23 protein-coding genes are annotated in these 21,427 nt (G+C 63.4%); 10 read left to right on the top strand and 13 right to left on the bottom strand.

Annotation, left to right across the window (positions count from 1 at the left end; genetic code table 11):
• Nucleotides 1-17: 17 nt before the first annotated feature.
• On the bottom strand, nt 18-650 hold the full coding sequence (locus NKK47_RS18245; protein ID WP_352577796.1) for a class I SAM-dependent DNA methyltransferase: 633 nt from the start codon (nt 648-650) through the stop codon (nt 18-20).
• A 103-nt stretch (nt 651-753) separates the two neighbouring features.
• On the opposite strand from NKK47_RS18245, the gene NKK47_RS18240 reads away from it, so the two are divergent.
• Entirely contained in the window at nt 754-1,656 is a 903-nt protein-coding gene (locus NKK47_RS18240; protein ID WP_352577795.1) for a phosphotransferase, read from the top strand.
• Nucleotides 1,657-1,783: 127 nt separating this feature from the next.
• On the opposite strand, the gene NKK47_RS18235 is transcribed toward NKK47_RS18240, so the two are convergent.
• The 4 genes from NKK47_RS18235 to ilvD form a co-directional block, all read right to left on the bottom strand.
• Nucleotides 1,784-2,257, bottom strand: coding sequence for a DUF805 domain-containing protein (locus tag NKK47_RS18235; RefSeq protein ID WP_352577794.1), 474 nt, complete (start codon nt 2,255-2,257; stop codon nt 1,784-1,786).
• Nucleotides 2,258-2,524: 267 nt separating this feature from the next.
• A complete protein-coding gene (locus NKK47_RS18230) occupies nt 2,525-3,445 on the bottom strand; it encodes a DMT family transporter (protein ID WP_352577793.1) in 921 nt (306 codons plus the stop codon).
• A 219-nt stretch (nt 3,446-3,664) separates the two neighbouring features.
• A complete protein-coding gene (locus NKK47_RS18225; RefSeq protein ID WP_352577792.1) occupies nt 3,665-4,939 on the bottom strand; it encodes an amidohydrolase family protein in 1,275 nt (424 codons plus the stop codon).
• A gap of 230 nt (nt 4,940-5,169) precedes the next feature.
• Nucleotides 5,170-7,014, bottom strand: a complete 1,845-nt coding sequence (gene ilvD / locus NKK47_RS18220) for a dihydroxy-acid dehydratase (RefSeq protein WP_352577791.1) — start codon at nt 7,012-7,014, stop codon at nt 5,170-5,172.
• Between the two features lie 288 nt (nt 7,015-7,302).
• Here ilvD and NKK47_RS18215 point away from each other — a divergent pair, with 288 nt between their 5' ends.
• Nucleotides 7,303-7,776, top strand: coding sequence for a VOC family protein (locus tag NKK47_RS18215; protein ID WP_023676360.1), 474 nt, complete (start codon nt 7,303-7,305; stop codon nt 7,774-7,776).
• Nucleotides 7,777-7,945: 169 nt separating this feature from the next.
• Here NKK47_RS18215 and NKK47_RS18210 read toward each other — a convergent pair whose 3' ends face one another.
• The 4 genes from NKK47_RS18210 to NKK47_RS18195 all read right to left on the bottom strand — a co-directional run bounded on the left by NKK47_RS18210 (nt 7,946) and on the right by NKK47_RS18195 (nt 11,777).
• Nucleotides 7,946-9,544 (bottom strand): peptide chain release factor 3, encoded by a 1,599-nt coding sequence (locus NKK47_RS18210; RefSeq protein WP_502897323.1) that lies wholly within the window; start codon nt 9,542-9,544, stop codon nt 7,946-7,948.
• Between the two features lie 83 nt (nt 9,545-9,627).
• The gene (locus NKK47_RS18205; RefSeq protein WP_023676362.1) at nt 9,628-9,990 is read right to left on the bottom strand and encodes a hypothetical protein; all 363 of its coding nucleotides are present in this window, start codon (nt 9,988-9,990) and stop codon (nt 9,628-9,630) included.
• A 265-nt stretch (nt 9,991-10,255) separates the two neighbouring features.
• On the bottom strand, nt 10,256-11,182 hold the full coding sequence (locus tag NKK47_RS18200; RefSeq protein WP_352577790.1) for a haloalkane dehalogenase: 927 nt from the start codon (nt 11,180-11,182) through the stop codon (nt 10,256-10,258).
• 4 nt (nt 11,183-11,186) lie between these two features.
• Nucleotides 11,187-11,777 (bottom strand): TetR/AcrR family transcriptional regulator, encoded by a 591-nt coding sequence (locus NKK47_RS18195; protein ID WP_352577789.1) that lies wholly within the window; start codon nt 11,775-11,777, stop codon nt 11,187-11,189.
• Nucleotides 11,778-11,894: 117 nt separating this feature from the next.
• Between NKK47_RS18195 and NKK47_RS18190 the strand changes: the two genes are divergently transcribed.
• Nucleotides 11,895-12,971 (top strand): NAD(P)/FAD-dependent oxidoreductase, encoded by a 1,077-nt coding sequence (locus tag NKK47_RS18190; RefSeq protein ID WP_352577788.1) that lies wholly within the window; start codon nt 11,895-11,897, stop codon nt 12,969-12,971.
• Here the strand turns inward: NKK47_RS18190 and NKK47_RS18185 are convergent.
• A complete protein-coding gene (locus NKK47_RS18185; RefSeq protein WP_352577787.1) occupies nt 12,965-14,335 on the bottom strand; it encodes an amidase in 1,371 nt (456 codons plus the stop codon). The genes NKK47_RS18190 and NKK47_RS18185 overlap by 7 nt on opposite strands.
• A 172-nt stretch (nt 14,336-14,507) precedes the next feature.
• Nucleotides 14,508-14,723, bottom strand: coding sequence for a DUF6356 family protein (locus tag NKK47_RS18180; RefSeq protein ID WP_023676367.1), 216 nt, complete (start codon nt 14,721-14,723; stop codon nt 14,508-14,510).
• 115 nt (nt 14,724-14,838) lie between these two features.
• On the opposite strand from NKK47_RS18180, the gene NKK47_RS18175 reads away from it, so the two are divergent.
• From NKK47_RS18175 to NKK47_RS18165, 3 genes are all read left to right on the top strand, one after another.
• Nucleotides 14,839-15,309, top strand: coding sequence for an Lrp/AsnC family transcriptional regulator (locus NKK47_RS18175; protein ID WP_352577786.1), 471 nt, complete (start codon nt 14,839-14,841; stop codon nt 15,307-15,309).
• Between the two features lie 84 nt (nt 15,310-15,393).
• Nucleotides 15,394-15,879 carry a dUTP diphosphatase gene (gene dut / locus NKK47_RS18170; RefSeq protein WP_352464297.1) on the top strand — a complete coding sequence of 162 codons (486 nt, stop codon included), beginning with the start codon at nt 15,394-15,396 and terminating at the stop codon, nt 15,877-15,879.
• Nucleotides 15,879-16,535, top strand: coding sequence for an HAD family hydrolase (locus NKK47_RS18165; protein ID WP_352570216.1), 657 nt, complete (start codon nt 15,879-15,881; stop codon nt 16,533-16,535). Before dut ends, NKK47_RS18165 begins: the two co-directional genes overlap by 1 nt.
• Nucleotides 16,536-16,568: 33 nt before the next feature.
• Here the strand turns inward: NKK47_RS18165 and NKK47_RS18160 are convergent, their stop codons facing one another.
• Nucleotides 16,569-17,153, bottom strand: a complete 585-nt coding sequence (locus tag NKK47_RS18160) for a TetR/AcrR family transcriptional regulator (RefSeq protein ID WP_352577785.1) — start codon at nt 17,151-17,153, stop codon at nt 16,569-16,571.
• 79 nt (nt 17,154-17,232) lie between these two features.
• On the opposite strand from NKK47_RS18160, the gene NKK47_RS18155 reads away from it, so the two are divergent.
• The 4 genes from NKK47_RS18155 (at nt 17,233) to NKK47_RS18140 (ending at nt 20,472) form a co-directional block, all read left to right on the top strand.
• A complete protein-coding gene (locus NKK47_RS18155; protein ID WP_352458654.1) occupies nt 17,233-17,643 on the top strand; it encodes an SRPBCC family protein in 411 nt (136 codons plus the stop codon).
• Between the two features lie 77 nt (nt 17,644-17,720).
• Nucleotides 17,721-18,578, top strand: coding sequence for a hypothetical protein (locus NKK47_RS18150; protein WP_352577784.1), 858 nt, complete (start codon nt 17,721-17,723; stop codon nt 18,576-18,578).
• 77 nt (nt 18,579-18,655) lie between these two features.
• Nucleotides 18,656-19,459, top strand: coding sequence for an isocitrate lyase/PEP mutase family protein (locus NKK47_RS18145; RefSeq protein WP_023676373.1), 804 nt, complete (start codon nt 18,656-18,658; stop codon nt 19,457-19,459).
• 14 nt (nt 19,460-19,473) lie between these two features.
• Nucleotides 19,474-20,472 (top strand): proline racemase family protein, encoded by a 999-nt coding sequence (locus NKK47_RS18140; RefSeq protein WP_352577783.1) that lies wholly within the window; start codon nt 19,474-19,476, stop codon nt 20,470-20,472.
• Here the strand turns inward: NKK47_RS18140 and NKK47_RS18135 are convergent.
• Nucleotides 20,403-21,164: a sulfate transporter family protein gene (locus tag NKK47_RS18135; protein WP_352577782.1), complete on the bottom strand. Its 762-nt coding sequence runs from the start codon at nt 21,162-21,164 to the stop codon at nt 20,403-20,405. The two genes, NKK47_RS18140 and NKK47_RS18135, sit on opposite strands and share 70 nt — an antisense overlap.
• Nucleotides 21,165-21,427: the final 263 nt, after the last annotated feature.

Genomic DNA, 21,427 nt, shown 5'->3' with positions numbered 1-21,427 from the left:
GCCTTCCGGTTTCAGCCTCAGTTCACGATGAGCACCAGCCCCCGGCTCGGCACGGTATCGGCCTCGCCTGGCATCGAAACATAGGGCGGCGTCTCTTCGGCGCGCGTGACGGTGCCTTGCGCCTCGAGCTCGGCGATCCGCGCGGCAAACCCGGCATCCCACAGCGTGTTCTTCACTGTCAGCACGATCACCCCGCCCGGCCGGCAGATGCGGATCAGCTCGTCCAGACCCTCGGCCCCGACATGGCCGGACGTGAAGACGCCGGCTGAGATGATCCCGGCATAGGCGTCGTCCACGAAGGGCAGCGGTCCGCCAAGCGCCAGGCAGTGAAGCGCCGAATAGACGCCCTTGCGCGCGGCTTGCGCCAGCATGCCTTCCGAGATGTCGAGCGCCTCGACCTGCGGATAACCGGTAATGGCAAGCCATTCGCCGATGAGCCCGGTGCCCGCGCCGGCATCGAGCAGAGGAGCGGCGCCGCGCGGCAGATGGCGGGCCAGCAAGGCAACGCAGATGGTGGGATGGCGATAGCCAGCCGCCGACATGTCGGCGTCATAGGTGCCTGCCCAACTGTCGTAGAGCGCCGCGACGTCTTCCGGCCGCTTCGCCGCATAGGCTGCGGCGAGTGCGCTCTGCTGATTGCTGTCCGTCATCGCTTTCCGTCGCCTGGTATCGATCCGCAACGCGATCATAGCCAAACGGCGAAAACTGTGGAACCGTCGTCGTCCCAATAACACGGGGAAAGGAGCGAAATCCATGGCGGACGAGCGGGCGCGCGCCGCACTTGCGGCCATTCCGATGCTGGCCGGCTATGACGGCCCTCTGGAACGGCTCGGCGGTCTCACCAACCTCGTCTTCAGGGGTAAGGATTTCTGCCTGCGTATCCCCGGCAAGGGCACCGAGGAATACATCAACCGCGCCAACGAGGCAGTGGCGGCGCGGGAAGCGGCGAAGGCCGGCGTCAGTCCCGAAGTGCTGCATGTCGATGCCGAGACCGGCGTGTTGGTGACCCGCTTCGTTGCCGGTGCCGAGACGATGTCACCGGAAAAGTTCAAGACTCGGCCGGGCAGCCCGGCACGCGCCGGCAAGGCCTTTCGCAAACTGCACACATCCGGCGCGGTGTTCCCCTTCCGCTTCGAGCTGTTTGCGATGATCGACGATTATCTGAAAGTGCTGTCAACCAAGGACGTCGCCCTGCCTGCCGGCTACCACGATGTGGTCCGCGAGGCGGAGGCAGTGCGCTCAGCACTTGCGGCTCAACCTCTGCCGATCGTCGCCTGCCACTGCGACCCGCTCTGCGAAAACTTTCTCGATACGGGCGACAGGATGTGGATCGTCGACTGGGAATATTCCGGCATGAACGATCCGCTCTGGGATCTCGGCGACCTCAGCGTCGAAGGGCAATTCGACGCCGCGCAGGACGAGGAGATGACGCTGGCCTATTTCGGCGGCGAGCCGAGACCGGCGGAGCGCGCCCGCATCGTCATCTACAAGGCGATGTGCGACCTGCTGTGGACGCTGTGGGGACTGATCCAGCTTGCCAACAAAAATCCGGCCGACGACTTTCGCGCCTATGCCGACGGCCGGTTTGCGCGCTGCAAGGCACTGATGGAGACGCCGGAATTTTCGCGGCATCTTGCGGCGATGCGAACGGGTTAGAGCAATTCCACATCAGAGCGGTGCCAGAGTTCCAGCGATCCAGCAAAAAGCTTGAATGCTCTAAAAACGCTTTGCGATTGAGCGGGTCAGGCGACATGACTTGGAGCAAAGCGCTGGACGTCGGCCTCTATTTGAAAACCCTCTCTAATTCACTCATTGTCACTGTATCGTCAGACCTTTTGCAATACCAGACGATCAGCGCGATGGTGCCGATGGGAAATAATCCCGCAAGGAGCTGATGCCAACCGCTTCTGTTGATGTCATGCAGCCGGCGAGTGGTCATGGCAAGTGTCGGCAGAAGGACGGCAAGATTCCAAAGGGACGAGATAATTTCATTATTTACAACAGCATCAGCTATTATCGCAACGACAGAGATAATGAAAATGAAGAGATAGGAATACCAGAACTCCGAGCGGCCGGCTCTGCCCGAAAAAGTCACATAATTTCCGAAAAAGCTTGAAATAGCTTCAGTAAAATTCATCTGATGCGGTATGTCCCCGAAACGATTGCTACCAGCTGGCGGTGCTCTTAAAACGAGCACCAATGGCAAGCCGATAAGGACCAAAACTATCAGCCAATGCCATATAGAAAAACTCCCCATCTTTCCCCCCCTCTACCGCAGTTTCGCGGAAATATTGATCTTGCTTACCCTACCAAGAATCAATTTCGGATTACGCCCGACAGGCAACTTACACCTCAGAATATCGATGTAAACATCGGATTATTGACCGAACTCTCCTGCTATTCAGAGCGATAATCAGACGCCGCTAAAACGCGCCGCTTCGAAACGGCACCATGTGACGCGTTTTATGCTTTGTTTTGATGCAATCGTGGACGGAAAGCCGTTTCACATCGTCCTGGAATTGCTTTAGTTCACGCCCTTTGGCACGTTTTCGGGCGGTACCGTGTCGACCACCTTCTGGCGGTGGAAGATGAACAGGCCGGCCAGCACGACGATGGCCGAGCCGACCAGGATGCGCGGCCCAGGCACATCGCCGAAGAAGGCCAGGCCGAAGACCACTGCCCACAATAGCAGGCTGTAATGCAGCGGCGCCAAGGTCGAGGCAGGGGCAAGCTTCAACGCCCGGGTGATCATCAGGTGCGCGCCGCAGGAGACGACGCCGAGAAGCAGCATGGCGCCGAAATCGAGCGATGACGGCGTCTTCCAACTGCCTATGGTCAACGCAGCGCCGACCAGCAGCGTGCCGATGGTCTGCCAGGTGACCAGCGAAGTGTCGCTGGTGCCGCGCAGCCGCCGGTTGAGGATGATGGCGAAGGCAAATGAAATGCTGCCGGCGAGCGCGAACATCGACGACAGGGAGAACGCGGCCGAGGATGGCTTCAGCATGATCAGCACGCCGCAGAAGCCGACCAGGATCGCCGCCCAGCGGCGCCAGCCGACCCTTTCGCCGAGCAGGAAATGCGACAGCGCCGCCACATAGATCGGCCCGGCCATGTAAAAGCTCATCACATCGGCGAGCGGCAGATAGACGACCGCCGCGTAGAACAGCGCCGTGTCGAGCGTCGTCATCACCACGCGCAGCAGCTGCAGCTCCGGCCGCTCCATGCGAAACAGCTTGGCCGGGCCCTGATGTGCAATCATCGGCCCGAGTATGAAAAACGCGCCGATCGAGCGGATCAGCACGACCTGGCCGACGGAAAAACTGGCGACCAGCCACTTGCCCATCGCGTCGTTCAGCGCAAACAGGAAGTCGCCGGCGAGCATCAGCAGGATGCCGGCCAGCAGCACGTTCATGATCGTTGAGTACTGGGCTGCGGGCTGCGCCATTCCGTTACCGGTTCCTCGCCGTGGGGTACGGTGACCCGCGTCGTAGTCGCAAGCTGCGGCCATGACGAGGCGAAAATCGAGAATTCGGTAAGACCAGCGCCGGAAATCGGCTGGACTAATGCATGTCGCGCAAAAGTGTGCAGCGGTTTTGCGATAACGACACGCTTAAAAACAAGACCTTAAAGCGCGTCGCGTGGGTCCGTTCAAACGCGACGCGCTTTAAGCGTGGCGCCGGTTCACCGTGCCCGGCCTTCCGGCGATCGAAAGCCGCGTGTCCTGCCGGCTGCGCTCGGCCACCACCTTGCCCCTGGCGACGACGCAGAGACGCTCTGGGCGCAGCCGCAGCGCCTCGACTGGGTTGCCGGCATCGAGAACGACCAGGCTGGCGCGCTTGCCGACCGCCAGGCCAAGGTGGTCGAGGCCCATGATGGCGGCATTGACGTTGGTGACCATGTCGAAGCAGCGCGCCATCTCGGCCGGGCTCGACATCTGCGCGACATGCAGGCCCATGAAGGCGACGTCGAGCATGTCTGCGGTGCCCAGCGAATACCAGGGGTCGAGCACGCAATCCTGGCCCCAGCCGACGCGGATGCCTTGCGCCAGCATCTCCTTGACCCGCGTCAGTCCGCGGCGCTTGGGAAAGGTGTCGTGGCGGCCCTGCAGCATGATGTTGATCAGCGGATTGGGGATCGCCGAAACGCCGGCCTCGGCAATCAGCGGCAATAGCTTCGAAACGTAGTAATTATCCATCGAATGCATCGATGTCAGGTGCGAGCCGGCCACTCTGCCCTGCAACCCGAGCCGCTGCGTCTCATAGGCAAGCTGCTCGATGTGGCGCGACAGCGGATCGTCGGTCTCGTCGCAATGCAAGTCGACCATCAGGCCGCGCTTCGCCGCGATTTCGCAGAGCTCGGTGACGGAGCGCGTGCCGTCGGCCATTGTGCGCTCGAAATGCGGAATGCCGCCGACGACATCGACGCCTATGTCGAGCGCCCGGATGGTGTTGTCGCGCGCCGTCGGCGAGCGGTAAAACCCGTCCTGCGGGAAGGCGACCAGCTGCAGGTCGATATAGGGGCCAACCGTCTTCTTCACGTCGAGCAGCGCCTCGACCGCCAGCAGGCGGTCGTCGCAAACATCGACATGGGTGCGGATGGCGAGCAGGCCCATCGACACCGCCCAGTCGCAATAGGCGAGCGCACGGTCGCGCACCGCTTCGTGGGTCAGAAGCGGCTTCAACTCGCCCCAAAGCGAGATGCCTTCGAGCAGCGTGCCCGAGACATTGATGCGCGGAATGCCGAGCGAAAGCGTGGCGTCCATATGGAAATGCGGATCGACGAAGGGCGGCGAGACCAGATTGCCATGGGCATCGATCGCCGTGCCGGCGCTGACGTTCAGCTCGGGCTCTATCGCTGCGATCGTTTCGCCGACGATGCCGATATCCGCGATCCTGCCGTCGGGCAGCGTGCCGCCGCGCACCACAAGGTCAAAATCCATCTAGCGCCACCTCGTTCAAAAAAGCCGTTTCTTCCATGCAGCGTGCTGCCGCAAGGCGGAACCTTCAGGCGCGGCCCTTCCCTTCTCCCCTTGTGGGAGAAGGTAGCCGCGAAGCGGCCGGATGAGGGGTGTTCCAGCTTGGCGCCGACGACACTCCGTCCAGCACCCCTCAACCGTCTTGGCGCTGCGCGCCAATCCACCTTCTCCCACAAGGGGAGAAGGAAAAGCCTCTATTCCGGCACGTACCGCACCGCCCCCTTGGCGGCACTTGTCGCCATCGCCGCATAGGCGCGCAAGGCCGTCGTCACCTTGCGCTTGCGCTTTTCTTCGGGCTTCCAGGCAGCCGTTCCCCTGGCCTCCATCGCGGCGCGACGGGCGATGAGTTCGGAGTCGTCGACAGCAAGCCTGATGGTGCGGTTGGGGATATCGATCTCGATCGTGTCGCCTTCCCTGACCAGCCCGATCAGACCGCCTTCCGCGGCTTCCGGCGAGACATGGCCGATCGACAGGCCGGAGGTGCCGCCGGAAAAACGACCGTCGGTGATCAGTGCGCAGGCTTTGCCGAGGCCTTTCGATTTCAAATAGCTGGTCGGGTAGAGCATTTCCTGCATGCCGGGTCCGCCGCGTGGCCCTTCATAGCGGATGACGACGACATCGCCGGCCTTGATCTCGTTCGACAGGATCGCCTTGACGCTGGCGTCCTGGCTTTCGAACACTCTTGCCGGACCGGTGAATTTCAGGATCGATTCATCGACGCCCGCCGTCTTCACGATGCAGCCATCGAGTGCCAGATTGCCTTTCAGCACGGCAAGGCCGCCATCCCTGGAGAAAGGATGTTCGGCCGAGCGGATGACGCCATTCTCGCGGTCGAGATCGAGATCGTCCCAGCGGCGGTCCTGGCTGAACGCGACTTGCGTCGGCACGCCGCCGGGTGCCGCCAGGAAGAAATCGCGGACATTCTGGCTGGTGGTGCGCGAAATATCCCAATGATCGAGCGCTTCGCCAAGGCTTGCGGTGTGCACCGTCGGCAGGTCGCGGTTGATCAGCCCGGCGCTATCCAACTGGCCGAGGATGGCCATGATGCCGCCGGCGCGGTGGACATCCTCCATATGGACGTCTGCCTTGGCCGGGGCCACCTTGCACAGCACTGGCACCCGCCGCGACAGCCGGTCGATGTCCTCCATGGTGAAGTCGACCTCGCCCTCATGTGCCGCAGCAAGGATGTGCAGCACGGTGTTGGTCGAACCGCCCATGGCAATGTCGAGTGTCATGGAGTTCTCGAAGGCGCCCTTCGAGGCGATGCTGCGCGGCAGCGCGGTGTCGTCGTCCTGCTCGTAATAGCGCTGGGCAAGATCGACGATCAGGTGGCCGGCCTCGACGAACAGGCGCTTGCGGTCGGCATGCGTCGCCAGCGTCGAACCATTGCCGGGCAAGGACAGGCCGAGCGCCTCGGTCAGGCAGTTCATCGAATTGGCGGTGAACATGCCGGAGCAGGAACCGCAGGTCGGACAGGCCGAGCGTTCGATGGTCCTGACGTCCTCGTCGGACACCTTGTCGTCGGCGGCCGCGACCATGGCGTCGACCAGATCAAGCGCCTGACTCTTGCCGGCGAGCACCACCTTGCCGGCCTCCATCGGCCCGCCGGAGACGAAGACGGTCGGGATGTTGAGGCGCAGCGACGCCATCAGCATGCCGGGCGTGATCTTGTCGCAATTCGAGATGCAGACCATCGCGTCGGCGCAGTGCGCGTTGACCATGTATTCGACCGAGTCGGCGATCAATTCGCGTGACGGCAGCGAATAGAGCATGCCGTCATGGCCCATGGCGATGCCGTCATCGACGGCAATGGTGTTGAACTCCTTGGCGACGCCGCCGGCTTTTTCGATCTCGCGGGCAACCAGCTGGCCGAGATCCTTCAAATGGACATGGCCCGGCACGAATTGGGTGAAGGAATTGACCACGGCAATGATCGGCTTGCCGAAATCCGAATCCTTCATGCCGGTAGCGCGCCACAGGCCGCGGGCGCCGGCCATGTTGCGGCCATGGGTGGTGGTGCGGGAACGGTAGGCGGGCATTGAACTGTCCTTGCTGTCTGCGTCGCGCCCAAAGGTGCGGAAAACCGGAATTGAGCCGCAGGCCTTATAGACGGCACACTCTGGTCTGGCCACAATTTTGCGCTGCGCCAGGGTGCGGAACGAGCGGCCAGCCAAAGACGCAGCCGGTCCAGGCCGTAAAAAAGTCAGAAGTGCTGTCGGATCGTGTTTTGCTCGAGCGTCCTTGAGCAGACGGCGGGACCGGGCATCAATTGCCAGCCGGCCGTTTTGCGAGTGAAACAAGCCAAAACCAGCCCGAGGAGCAAGAGAATGCAAAAGATCACCCCCTGCCTGTGGTTCGACGACCAGGCCGAGGAGGCCATGAACCATTACATCTCCATCTTCAAGAATTCGAAGGTGCTGAGCGTGATGCGCTGGCCCAAGGGCAGCGGCGATAATGAGGGCAAGGTGCTGATGGTCTCATTCGAGCTCGACGGCGTTCAGTTCCAGGCGCTCAACGGCGGCCCGCAATTCAAGTTCACCCAGGCAGTCTCGCTCTCCATCGACTGCAAGACGCAGGAAGAGGTCGACTATTTCTGGGACAGGCTCATCGCGGGCGGTGGCCAGCCCAGCCAGTGCAGCTGGCTGAAGGACAAATTCGGCCTCTCCTGGCAGGTCGTTCCCGAGCAGCTGCCCAGGCTGCTGCTGGACCCCGACACGGAAAAGGCCGGCCGCGTGATGCAGGCGATGATGCAGATGAGCAAGATCGACATCGCCAAGATCGAAGAGGCAGCGAAAGGGTGAACGAACGCGATCTTCCCTTCTCCCCCTGTGGGAGAAGGTGGATCGGCGCGAAGCGCCGAGACGGTTGAGGGGTGCTGGACGGAATGAGACGTTGGTGTTTCCTGGAACACCCCTCATCCGTCGCCTTCGGCGACACCTTCTCCCACAAAGGGAGAAGGGAAGGGGCGCGTCAAGCCGCTCTGTCGCGGACCTGATAATCCTTGACCGCGGTAAAGCGGATCGCCTTCCAGCGCTCGGCCTCGTAGTTGAGCGAGAAGGCGTGCTGGGCGAGGAACACCGGATCGTTGTCGAGATCGCGGGCGATGTCGCCGCGATGCGCCTCGATGAAGCGCTGGAGTTCGGCCTTGTCGTCGGCCGATATCCAGCGGCAGACGGAAAAGCGCGACATCTCGAAATCGACCGGCAGCGTGTATTCGAAGTTTAGCCGCTCCTTCAAGACGTCGAGCTGCAGGGCGCCGACGACGCCGACGATGGCTGGCGAGCCGTCCTCCGGCGAGAACAATTGCACGACGCCTTCCTCGGCCATCTGGTGCAGTGCTTCCTTGAGCTTCTTGGCTTTCATGGCATCGCCGAGGCGAACGCGGCGCAGGATTTCAGGCGCGAAATTCGGCACGCCGCGAAACAGGATCTCCTCGCCTTCGGTCAGCGTGTCGCCGATGCGCAGCGTGCCGTGGTTGGGGATGCCGACGACATCGCCGGCGAACGCCTCGTCGGCGGTGACGCGGGTGCGGGCGAAGAAGAATTGCGGCGCCGACAGGCTCATCGGCTTTCCCGTGCGCACCAGCTTGGCCTTCATGCCGCGCTCGAGCTTGCCGGAGCAGACGCGGACGAAGGCGATGCGGTCGCGATGGTTGGGGTCCATATTGGCCTGGATCTTGAAGACGAAGGAGGTCATCTTGTCCTCGGTCGCCTCGACCTTGCGGCTGTCGGCCTCCTGCGCGCGCGGCGGCGGCCCATAGGCGCCGAGCGCCTCGATCAGGTCGCGCACGCCGTAATTGCGCAGCGCCGAGCCGAAATAGACCGGCGTCAGATGGCCCTCGCGGAAGGCGTCGAGGTCGAGCGGGCGACAGGCCTCGCGCGCCAGCTCCAGCTCCTCGATGAAGGCCTCCCGCTCGTTCTCCGGCAACAGGCCGGCGACGCGGTTGGAATCGGGGCCGTTGACCGGCGTGCGCTCCTTTTCGGCGTCGCCCTTGCGCACCGCGTTCAGCGCCAGATGGTAGGTCCCGGAAAAGGTCTTGCCGCGGCCGATCGGCCAGGTGATCGGCGCTGTATCCAGTGCCAGCTTCTGCTCGATCTCGTCGAGGATGTCGAATGGGTCTCGGCTTTCGCGGTCCATTTTGTTGACGAAGGTGATGATCGGGATGTCGCGCAGCCGGCAGACCTCGAACAGTTTCAGCGTGCGCGGCTCGATGCCCTTGGCGGCGTCGATCACCATGACCGCGCTGTCGACCGCCGACAGCGTGCGATAGGTGTCGTCGGCGAAATCCTCGTGGCCGGGCGTGTCGAGCAGGTTGAAGACGGTGTCCTCGTATTCAAAGGTCATCACCGAGGTGACCACCGAAATGCCGCGCTCGCGTTCGATCTTCATCCAGTCCGAGCGGGTCTGGATGCGGTCCTTCTTGGCCTTGACCTCGCCGGCAAGCTGGATGGCGCCGCCGAACAAAAGCAGTTTTTCGGTGAGCGTCGTCTTGCCGGCGTCGGGGTGGGCAATGATCGCGAAAGTGCGGCGGCGCGATACCGCTTGTTCGATGTCTTCAGCCAATTTCATGGAATCCTGTCTGTGGCGCGGGCTTCTAGCAGCGCTTTTCCGGCCTGTCGAACGGAAACACCGCTGATACCCCGGCAGCAGGTTCAGTCTCTGACGATAGCCGCCTGCGTGACCGAGCCAGCGTCATCCAGGCGTATAACCAGCCATTCAGAGTCGATCGAAAAAAATCCTCTTTCCGAACCAAGAATATAAACCAGACTCCAGTCTTCGAAATAGTCCGTCTTCGGCGGCTCGCCGAGCATGGCAACAACTTCTGCCCGCGATTTCCCAACCAACGCCCCGGTCAGCACCAAACCGTCAGCAATGCGATGGCGCTTATGCAAAGGATCCAGCCAGTTGTCGTCCTGCCACCAAGATCGAACGATCGGCAGCGGGCCGAAGAAGACGGCATAGACAATGGCGGCTCCGGCTGCAGCAAAAACCAGCCCTTTTATCCAGCGGCGCAAATGACCCTCATGTGATTGAGCTGAACGTTTCCAGTGAGGCGATCGTCATCGACCCGCTTCGAGAGCGGTCCCGGCAACGCTCTTGGCAAGTCTGTAGCATGGTGGCAATGAGGGCAAGAAGTCCTGGGCGTTTGAAGGTACACGGCCGCGAGCAAGAACATCATCGTCATTGGATACGGCATCATTGGCGCCTCCATCGCCTGGAACCCGAGTGCAGTGCTGTCGACCTCTCCGGCTGCCGCAGCCGCCGGTTCACGTCCCGACGTCAGGCCGATTCGGTCGCTCGGCTCTCGAAGGCCACCTCCGGAATCCACTCGGCAATTGCGATGCCGATCCTGTCGGCATGGTCCTCCTGCAGATAATGCGCGCCGGGTCCGAGATCGATCAACCGGCTGTTCTTCAGGCCGGCCGCGAATTCCCGTGCCGCCTGCGGCGAGACGAGGGCCCCCGGATCGCCTGAGAAAAGCAGCTTCGGGTAGGAGGAGAGCCGGAGCGCCCGATGGTCGTGCTCGCTGATGGCAGCGACATCGGCGGGCTGGCCTTCAATCGGCAGGTCGCGCGGCAGCCGCAGGATCGGCTTGCGCGATTGCGGCGTCGGGAACGGTGCCCGGTAGGAGGCCATTTCCTCATCGCTCATCGTGCGCAGCACCGCAGCCGGCAGCACCTTTTCGACGAAGACGTTGTCTTCCAGGACAAGCTTCTCACCGACGCCAGGCGTGCGCATTGCCTTGAACAATTCGCGCGCCTGCGGACGCTGGTGAAAATCGTCCCAACTCTCGAAGGGGCGGATGAATTCCATGAAGGCGAGGCCGAGGATCCGCTGCGGCCGCCGGGCTGCGAGATGGAAGGCGAGCGCGGTGCCCCAGTCCTGCGCGACGACCACCACGTCGGTGATGCCAAGCGTCTCGATGAAGGCGTCGAGATAGCGGACGTGGTCGAAGAAGCGATAGTCGATGTCCGGCTTGCCGGATTGGCCATAGCCGATCAGGTCGGGCGCAATGCAGCGGCCGAACGGCGCCACATGCGGGATGATGTCGCGCCAGATGTAGGACGACGTCGGGTTGCCGTGCAGGAAGAGTACCGTCGGGCCAGCCGTGCCTGCCTCGACATAGGAGATGGTGGAATCGAGCACCGCGACTTGCGAGCGTGGCACCGTTGTGCGGGATTGCTGCTTTTCGAGTTTCGGGTTCATCGGATCAGCTCCTTTTTGCGAAGACTGTTTTGAAGACGATATTCTTGAAACGCTCGAGCGGTTCGGGACTGCGCTCCACCTTCATGCGCAGCATCGCGCCTTGCCAGGAACTCAACAGGAAATCGGCGAGGTCCTCGGCATCGAACGCGTCGGTGATGTCGCCGGCCGCCTGGCCCTCGGCGATGCATTCGGCAAAGGGCTTACGCCAGCGTTCGAAAATGGCGACGAGTTGCAGCCTCAGCGCCTCGCTGTGAGCCGCCGTCTCGAGGCTGAGATTGCCGATCATGCAGCCCCGTGCCCAATCATGCGCCTCCAGCTTCGACGTGATGATTTCGAGATAGCGGCGCAAGCGCCCGACCGGGGGCGTGCCGTCCCGAGCAAGGGCCTGCTCCACCAAACCGCTCACATAGGCGAAATAGCGGTCCAGCACCTCGCCGGTGAACGCCTCCTTGGAGACAAAATGATTGGTGAAGGACCCCGGGCGGGCATCGGCCGCGGCGACGATGTCGCGTACGCCGGCGGCCGAATAGCCGGAACTCCAGATGGTTTTGAAACCGGCGTCCAAAAGTTTTTCGCGAAGTGAATGTCTGGCCATACCGGTACAATACGTACGTACGTATTAAAGTCAAGAGGCACATTTGATACGGCGCGCTCTTGGCAGAACCCACGGGCAATGGCATCGCAGTGGTGGCGTTGGACCGAGGAGTGGAGCATGACAGCGGCGAAACAAGTCATCGTCATCGGCGCCGGCATCATCGGCGCCTCCATCGCCTGGCACCTGACCAGGGCCGGAGCAAAGGTGACGGTCATTGCCGACAGCGGCGCCGGCGGCGTCGGGACACCGAATTCCTTTGCCTGGATCAATGCCAGCTGGGGCAATCCGGAGGTCTATTTCCGCCTGCGCATTCGGTCGATGGCCGAATGGACGCGGCTGGCGAACGAGGTGCCCGGCATCCCGTTGCAGTGGTGCGGTGGCTTGTGCTGGGACCTGCTACGTCCCGAACTTGAGGCCTATGCGGCCGAGCACTCCGCATGGGGCTACGGCATCGAGCGTGTCGACCGTGCCGGAGCGGCGCGCATCGAGCCCAATCTGGCCGAACTTCCCGATTTCGCCCTTTATGTCGCCGAGGAAGGTGTCGCCGAGCCGGTCGCCGCCACGCAAGCACTGCTGGCCGACGCCGAACGGCGCGCCGCGCGAATTGTAGCCGGGACGACCGTCACCGCTCTGGTGCAAGCCAACGGCAGGATTGCCGGCGTCGATACATCCGGCGGGCGGATTGCTGCCGACGAGGTGGTGATCGCGGCCGGAGCCGGCTCTCCGGCACTAGCGGCAACAGCCGGGATAGAACTGCCGATCGAGACGCCGCCCGGCCTGATCGTGCATTCGCTGCCGTACCAAAAGCTGCTCAACGGCCTGGTGATCGGCGACCGCCTGCACATGCGCCAGACGGCGGAGGGACGCATCATCGCCGGCTCGGATTTCGGCGGCGCCGATCCGGGCATGGATGCCGCAGCCACCGCTGGCGACCTGTTTGCGGCGATGAAGGCGATGCTGCGCGGCGCGGACGGGCTGGAACTCGATTTCCACACCGTCGGCTATCGGCCGACGCCGGTCGATGGCTTTCCGATCATTGGCCGCGCCGAAGGCACGAGCGGCGTCTACGTCGCGGTCATGCATTCCGGCATCACGCTGGCGCCGGCCGTCGGCCTGTTCGCCGCCCGCGAAATCCTCGACGGCGAGCGCGATCCGCTGCTTGATCCCTACGGGCTGGCGCGGTTTACTCAATAACCGGGCGGGCGGCGAAAGCCGCCGGCCAGCGGGTCGATTGCCCTGGCGATCCCGAGCAGGCGCGACTCCGACCAGCGTTTGCCAACCAGCTGTAGTCCGATGGGCAGGCCGTCGCTGTCCTGTCCGCAGGGCAGCGACAGTGCGGGGTGGCCGCTGTAGTTGAACACCGCGCCATAGGCCGGCAGCATCCAGTAGCTTTGCTCGCTACCGTCGACCCCGATCGGCGTTCCCGGATCGCAATGCGGGAAGGCGGTGGCCATGGCGACCGGGCACAGCAAGGCGTCGCAGCCGTCGAAGAACCGTTCCCACGCCAGGATGGAGCGGTCGCGGCGGACGAGCGCCTCGAACCAGCGCGAGACCGGCGTCGGCTTCTCCGGCGGTTCGGGCTGCGCCGCCTCCAGCATCATGCCGATCAGCGCACCGCCTTGTGCTAGGTCGTCGTGCAGGTCGAGCTTCGGCAATTCGGCCTCGACGATGGCGCCCGCGGCCTGAAGCTCTTTTGCCAGACTTTCGACCGCCGCGCTGATCTCGCCGGCCACCGGAAAGCCCGGAAAGGACGGCGCGACGGCAATCCGCAAATTTCTGAGATCCAGCTCCGGCATGGTTTCGACCGGTACCGGCGCAAGGTCGGTATCGCTTCCATCCGGCCCGGCAATGAGGCCGTAGATCAGTGCCAGGTCCTCGACGCTGCGCGCCATCGGTCCGAGGCAGGAGATCAGCCTCACGCTGCGCGGCGCCCCGCCTGGATCGGGGAAGGCGCCGGCGAGCGAGACGCGGTGCTCGGTCGGCTTGAGGCCGTAGACGCCGCAAAAGGCAGCGGGCAGCCGGATCGAATCCTGCATGTCGGTGCCGACCTCGAACGGCGTCATTCCGGTGCCGAGCGCCGCCGCCGCACCGCCACTGGAGCCGCCGGCGGTGCGCTGGAGATTCCAGGGATTGCCGGTGCGGCCAAACAGCGGATTGCTCGACTGCCAGTCACCGAGCATTGTCGCCACGTTCGTCTTGCCCACCAGTATGCCGCCTGCCGCCTTCAGCCGGGCAACGACCGGACTGTCCGCCCTCGGGGCATAGTCGGCGAAAGCCGGGAAGCCGACAGTGGTTCTCATGCCCGCTGTTTCGTGCGTGTCCTTCAGTGTGAACGGCACGCCGTGTAGCGGCCCAAGGGCCTCGCCGCGCGCCTGGGCTTCGTCGGCCTTGCCAGCGCGTTGCCGCGCACCTTCCCGATCGAGGGTTACGACTGCGTTGACCGCCTCATTGTGCCTGTCAATTTGCGTCAGATGCGCGTCCAGCGCTTCCACAGCGGAAATCTTGCGGTCGCGAATGGCGGCAGCCAATTCTGTCGTCGGGGAAAAGACGATATCCATCGTGGATGCTCCGGGCTATCGCGCCGCGCTCCTCAAAATGGCGGATTGCGGCGCGGCTTCAAGCCTGGCTCGACATTTCGACGATGGCGGCGCTTGATCGGGATTGCGCTGCCGGGATCCGTTGAGCGTTGGCGCCGTCCAGCGGCCTCGCCGCGCTCGGTACCTCTACGGCCTACCGTCCTCTGTTATGCGTCCGCTCATAGAGCTCACGGATGATGCCGCTTGCCGTGGTCTCGAACAGAAACGGCAAGAAAGCATGAATGAGCGCGGCAAAGGCCGCCATGAACAATCTCGACGAGAACCATGCGGCGAAAGCCATATGGCCGAAATAGCTCTCGCCGACCGTGGCCGGATGAGAGGTGAAAAGTCTTGCGAGCCGTGCCGTCATGTCGATCCCTCCTGCCGGCATGAAGAGCCGGCGATGAGTATACTGGCATGGGTGTTCGGTTCATCGGTCTCAAATTGTCCTTGTGAAAGGCTGAATTTTGGGACAAACATCCCACATGGCGCCGGAAATCGACGAAATAGACCGGAGATTGCTGGCCGAGCTGCAACGCGACGGCACGCTGTCCGTCGACCAGCTCTCGGCAAGAATATCGCTGTCGCGCAATGCTTGCTGGCGCCGGGTCAAGCGGCTGGAGGAAGACGGCGTCATCACCGGCCGGGTGGCGCTGGTCGACGCCGACAAGCTTGGGCTCGGCCTTTCGGTGTTCATCCTGATCCGCACCTCCAACCACGATCCGGACTGGCTGCAAAGATTCCGAGCGGCGGTGACCGGCTTTGCCGAGATCACCGGCGCTTACCGCATGTCCGGCGATCTCGACTATGTCCTGCGCGCCCGCGTCGCCGATGTGAAGGCCTATGACCGGCTCTATCAGCGGCTGATCGCCAGGGTGGCGCTGTCGGACGTTTCGGCCTCGTTCGTCATGGAGGAGATCAAGGAGACCACGGTCGTTCCGATGGAACTGCGCTGAGGCGGAACCGCACTGAAAGAAAGCCGTTGATAGCATTGCCGCCGAGTTGACTGGACCGGCGTTCGCGACGATAGGATCAGCCTCATGCGCGCAGCACTTTATCCTACCTCCGTCATCGGTCCGGCTGTCGGCTTCGTCAGGCTGCCGCATGGCGAGGGATTGCCGCTTCCGGCCTATGAGAGCTCGGGCGCCGCCGGCATGGACCTGCGCGCCGCCGTCCCGGACGACAGGCCGCTCTTGATTCTGCCGGGAAAGCGCGCGCTGGTGCCGACCGGGCTGATCCTGGAAATTCCGGAGGGCGTCGAGGGCCAGGTCCGGCCGCGTTCCGGCCTCGCCTTCAAGCACGGGCTCACCTGCCTCAACACGCCGGGCACCATCGACAGCGACTATCGCGGCGAGGTCAAGGTGCTGCTGATCAATCTCGGCGACGAGGATTTCGCGGTGACGCGCGGCATGCGGATCGCCCAGATCGTCTTCGCCCCGGTGACGCAGGCGACCGTCGAGGAGCGCACATTGGCTGGCGGTACGGCGCGCGGCTCGGGCGGCTTCGGATCGACCGGCACGGCCTGATGAAAATACCCAAGCTCGTCATCTTCGATTGCGACGGGGTTCTGGTCGACACCGAGAACCTGGCCAATCGGCGCCTCGCCGAATGGCTGACCGCGGCCGGCTTTCCGGCCAGCTTCGAATATTGCCGCAAGAATTTCTCCGGCCGCAGCATGGTCTCGGTGCAGAAGGAAGTCGAGGCGACTGGCGTCAGCCTCGGCGCCGATTTCGTCGAGCGCTGGAACGCCGGCCTGCCGGACCTGTTCGCTCATGGCGTCGAGGCCATCCCCAACGTTCGCGAGTTCATCGAAACCGTGCACGCCGCCGGCATCGCCACCTGTGTCGCCTCGTCGGCACGGGTGTCCAAAATGCACATCACGCTCGGCCAGACCGGACTGCTGCCGCTGTTCGAGCATGCGCTGTTCAGCTCGACCATGGTCTCGCGCGGCAAGCCGTTCCCCGACCTCTTCCTGCATGCGGCAGCGACGATGGGCTTCGCGCCCGCCGACTGTATCGTCATCGAGGACAGCGTCGCCGGCACGGCAGCCGGCATCGCCGCCGGCATGCGCGTCTATTCCTACCACGGCGACCCGCTTTCCGACCGCGATGGACTGATCGAAGCCGGCGGCATCCTGTTCGACGACATGCGTAAACTGGCCGGGCTGGTGCCAATCCATTGATCGCCTTTGCGCAGGCTGCATGCGCGCCAGATCTCAGACCGGGCGCGGCGCCCCAAGTACTCGGTCGACCGTGTCGCGTATGAGAGTGCGCAGATTGGCCGGCCTGTCGAGATGACTGACGACAAGCAGGCCGTCGGCCGCCACTGTTAGCGCGTCTGCGGTGCGGTCCGGATCGCGATTTGCGTCAGCGATCAGCAGATCCCTTAGGATGCCCCACTTCCAGTGACGATGCTTATCGATCGCTTGGCGAACCGGGCTGCTGGGATCGGGGTATTCCGCAGCGGCGTTCTGGAAGGGGCAGCCGCGGTAGCCCGGCTGATCCGCCGCGTCGGCGATGAGATCGAATATGGCAAGGATCATCTGGCGAGATGGCCGCCGGCCAAGGCTCGCGATTGCCGCCCGTCCTCCCTTGCTGAGCTCCTCGATGTAGGCGCGGACGAGATCGTCCTTGGCCGCGAAGTGATGGTAGAACGTCGCCTTGGCAACGCCGGCCTCGGCGATGATGCGGTCGATGCCGACGGCACGGACCCCCTCCAGAGAAAACAGCGCGGTCGCCGTATCGACGATGCGGCGGCGCGCAAGACTTTCGGGACGATCGTTGATTCGGGCTGCAGACATGCCTTGACCGTATAGCAGACAGGTCTGTATACAGCCACATGTAGACAGACAGGTCTACCTGTTAACAGAGGACCAGCGAATGGCTTCGATAGTCAGGGAAATCATCGTAGATGCTTCACCGGAAAGCGTATGGGCGACGGTGGGCGACTTCGCCGGCGGCGCCCAACGGATAGCCCCAGGCGTTTTCGTCGACTGCCGGGTGGATGAGGGCGACGTGCGGGCCCTTACTTTCGCCGACGGCAAGATCGTGCGAGAGCGGCTCATCGCCCGCGACGAGCAGAGCCGGCGGATCGTATGGGGATGGCTCGGCGATGAGGTCACCCACGATAACACCTCCATGCAGGTCTTTGCCGAGGGCGAGGGCCGGAGCCGCCTGGTCTGGATCCACGACACTCTGCCCGACGAACTCGGCGCGTGGCTCGCAGCCGCCATGGATCAGCTGGTGCCGGTTTTCCAGCAGACCCTGGCGAGCCAAGCCAAGCCAACATAGTGAGGCAACGCCAGGTGTTTCCTCTTGGCCGCAAAATGCTATAGCTTGCGCGCGCCCGACATAACGAGCGCGCGCGCATGACCTTCTCCCTGCTTCGTTTCATCGTTGCCTGCCTGCTGCTGCCCTGTCTTTGGACGACGGCCAGCGCGGAGGCCGTCAGCTTCCCGGAGCTCGGCAGCGCTGTCCCCGGCCACGGCGATGTCACCTATCTCGATATCGCCAGGATGGTCATTCCCGATCTGGCCGCGGACAAGGCCGGCTTTTTCCGGGGTTCGATGCCGATCGAGATGCGCCACATCGCTGGACCGGACTACGACGGCTCGCCGCCGGCGACGTCGGGTCTTTCCAGCGGCGACGTGCTCGACATCAAGGCCGGCGGCAAGGACCGGCTGGCGATGCTGCTCGACCTCGGCGACTCGCCTGACAGCGCCGAGGGTTATGCCGTGCTGGCACTCTACGACATCACCGGCAAGCCGGCCTTGCTCGACGCGGTCAATGTTGCCGTCGACCGCAGCACCTACTTTCGCGATCCGGGCAAGCTGTCGATCGGGCCCGGCGATGACGTCATCATCACCACGAGCACGCATTTCAATTCGAGCCAGGGCTATGTGATCGCGCCGCTGGTCATGGTCCGCAACGACAGGTTCGAGCTGATCGACATGATCTATACGTTCGACGAAAACCTCTGCACCAGCCGAAGGACGCAGAATGCGGCCTTCCAGGCGATTGCCGACGGCCAGCCCTATGCAGCCATCAAGGTTACGGTGACCGACGCGACAGTGCCGGGCGATGAAAGCTGCGACGGCCAGCCGCCGCCAGAGGCGTCTTCGCGCGACATTTCCGTCACCTATCATTGGGACAAAAACGCTTCGCGTTACGTCAAGGATTCCGATGCGCTGGACCGATTGGCAGGAGAGAACGCCAAACGCTTCTGAGCCAACCGCATTTGTTTGCCCGGCGCGTTCCGCCGGGCTAGAATTTCCTTCATAATCCGCACCGGAGGGGAGCATCCATGGATAAGGGCAAGATTTTTCGCGACCTGCATACATCGATCTTCGTCATGGCCAATTCATGGGACGTCGGCACGACCAAGCTCTTGGCCTCATTCGGCTTCAAGGCGCTGGCCACGACCAGCGCCGGCTTTGCCTTTTCGCGCGGCCTGCCGGACGGCGCGGTGACATTCGAGGCGATGATCCATCATTGCCGTGAAGTGTCAGCGGCGACCGGGCTGCCGGTTTCGGCGGACCTCGAAAAGGGCAAGGGCGACAGCGCGACAAGTGCTGGCGAGACCATCTTCGCCGCCGAGGCGGCTGGCCTCGCCGGCTGCTCGATCGAGGACCATACCGGCGAGCCCGCCAAGCCGATCTATGATTTTTCGCATGCCGTCGATCGCGTCGCGGCGGCGGCGGAAGCGGCACGGGCACTGAAACGCGATTTCGTCTTCACCGCGCGGGCCGAGAATTTCCTGTGGGGCAAGCCCGATCTCGACGACACGATCAAGCGGCTGCAGGCTTTCGAGAAAGCCGGCGCCGACGTGCTCTATGCACCGGGCCTAGGCGACATCGAGATGGTGCGAACCGTCTGCTCGGCGCTGACCAAGCCCGTGAACGTCATGGCCAGGCCCGGCTTCACCATCGCCGATCTTGCCATGGCTGGGGTAAAGCGCATCTCGCTCGGCCCATGGCTGACCAATTTCGCCTTCGGCATGCTGGAGACCGCGGCGCGCGAGATCCAGCAGGATGGCACCTTCGGCTTCACCCGCGCCGCCATGCCGTTCGGCAAGCTGCAGGCGCTGTTTGCCAAATCTTCAGCCTAGGTCGGGCCCGGCGAATGACGCTCACGGTCGTGGACATGCACACCGGCGGCGAGCCGCTGCGGATCGTCACCGGCGGCTACCCCGACATTCCCAAGGGCACGATCCTCGAAAAGCGTGCCTATGTGCGCGACCATCTCGATCATCTCAGAAAGATCCTGATGTTCGAGCCGCGCGGCCATTACGACATGTATGGCGCGCTGCTGGTGGAGCCCGACCTGCCGGGCGCCGACCTTGCGGTGCTGTTCATGCACAATGAGGGCTATTCGACGATGTGCGGCCACGCCATCGTCGCGCTCGGCCGCTACGCCGTCGACGAACTGCTGGTGGCGCCACGCGAGCCGATGACGATCGTCAATATCGAGGCGCCATGCGGGCTGATTTCGGCTGCGGTCGAGGTGAGGGACGGCAAGGCCGGCGCGGTGTCCTTCGAAAGCGTGCCGGCGTTTCTGTTCGCCGGCGACCAGCGGATCGAGCTGCCGGGCTATGGTCCGGTCGGCTTCGACATCGCCTATGGCGGCGCCTTCTATGCACTGGCCGACTGCCGCCAGTTCGGGCTGGAATTTGGCAGGAGCCGCGTCCGCGATTTCGTCGATGCAGCGACCGCGCTGACTGATAAGCTGAAGGCCGAATTGCCGCTGTCGCATCCCGACCATGCCGATCTCGCCTTTCTCTACGGCACCATCCTGACCGACGGACAGGATGCGTTCTCCGATATGCCGACCAAAAACATCTGCGTTTTCGCCGAGGCCGAGGTCGACCGTTCGCCGACCGGCTCCGGCGTCACCGCGCGGCTGGCGGCCATGCACGCCAAGGGGCAAATCGAGATTGGCCGAACGCGGCTGTTCGAGAGCATCGCCGGCTCGCGCTTTTCCGGCGCCGTCGTACGCACGGCCACAGCCGGGCCGCATGACGCCATCATCGCCCGCGTCGGCGGCCGCGCCTATTACTCAGGGCGGGCCGAATTCATCGTCGAGGACGACGACGAACTGGGCAGGGGTTTTCTGCTGAGATAGCTCCCTTCCCGTGCCGAGATCGCCTTGTGCAGATGCACCATCATGGCGGCGGCAAACAGCGGCGTCAGAAGATTGAGCAGCGGCACGGCGAGGAAAGCGGCGACCACCAGCCCGGCCAGGAACACGGTGATGGAGTGCTTTCTGCGCAGCGCCTTGGCCTCGGCCTCCGGGCGAAAGCGCATGGCGGCGAATTCGAAGAACTCGCGTCCGAGCAGATAGCCATTGACGATGAAGAAAGCGGCGATGTTGACGCCCGGCACCAGGAGCAGCAGCAGGGCGACGATATTGCCGAGGATGACGACGCCGAAAAACCGGATCGCCAGCACCAGCGAGCGCAACGCCGGCACGGCGCGGCCGGGCGGGTCGTTTGGATAATCCGTGCGCTCGACCACTTCGGCGACGTCGTCGAGGAACAGGCCGGCGATGATCGCCGTCACCGGCGCGATGAGCAGCGCCAAGCCCAGCGCAAGGCCGATGCCGGCGACGACGGCGCCCAGCCAACCGGCCCAGGAGGGTAGGGCGGGCAGCCATGCATCGATCCACGCCCAGGCCAGCCATTCGAACAGGCTCTTGATCCCGAACCAAAGCGCCGCCAGCGCCAGCAAGGTCAGCCCCAGCGTCTTCAGGAACACGGAACGGAATTCGGGTGAGAACAGCCGGCTCAAGGCGGCGCGGGCGGCGTCGAGGATCACGGCGTTTCCAATTCCATGTCAAACGAGGCCCGTGGGCGATATTTCGGGATAGGCGGAGACAGGTCGCGAGACAAGCGCAAACCGCGCGATACGAAGCATCTGCGTTCTGCCCGGATTTATAACTCGCGGCCTAGGCAAAGCCGCATCAAACCGCTAGACCCGCCCGCGCCCGGCGTGGCAGAAAGCCGGTGGGTTTTTGGCGGAGACATGAATTGATGCCGGACTATGACGTGCTTTGTATCGGAAATGCCATCGTCGACATC

Origin of the sequence: Mesorhizobium sp. M0019 (assembly GCF_040323975.1) — a bacterium.
In the GTDB taxonomy this organism is placed as follows: Bacteria; Pseudomonadota; Alphaproteobacteria; order Rhizobiales; family Rhizobiaceae; genus Mesorhizobium.
This window is presented reverse-complemented; position numbering and strand designations above follow the sequence as displayed.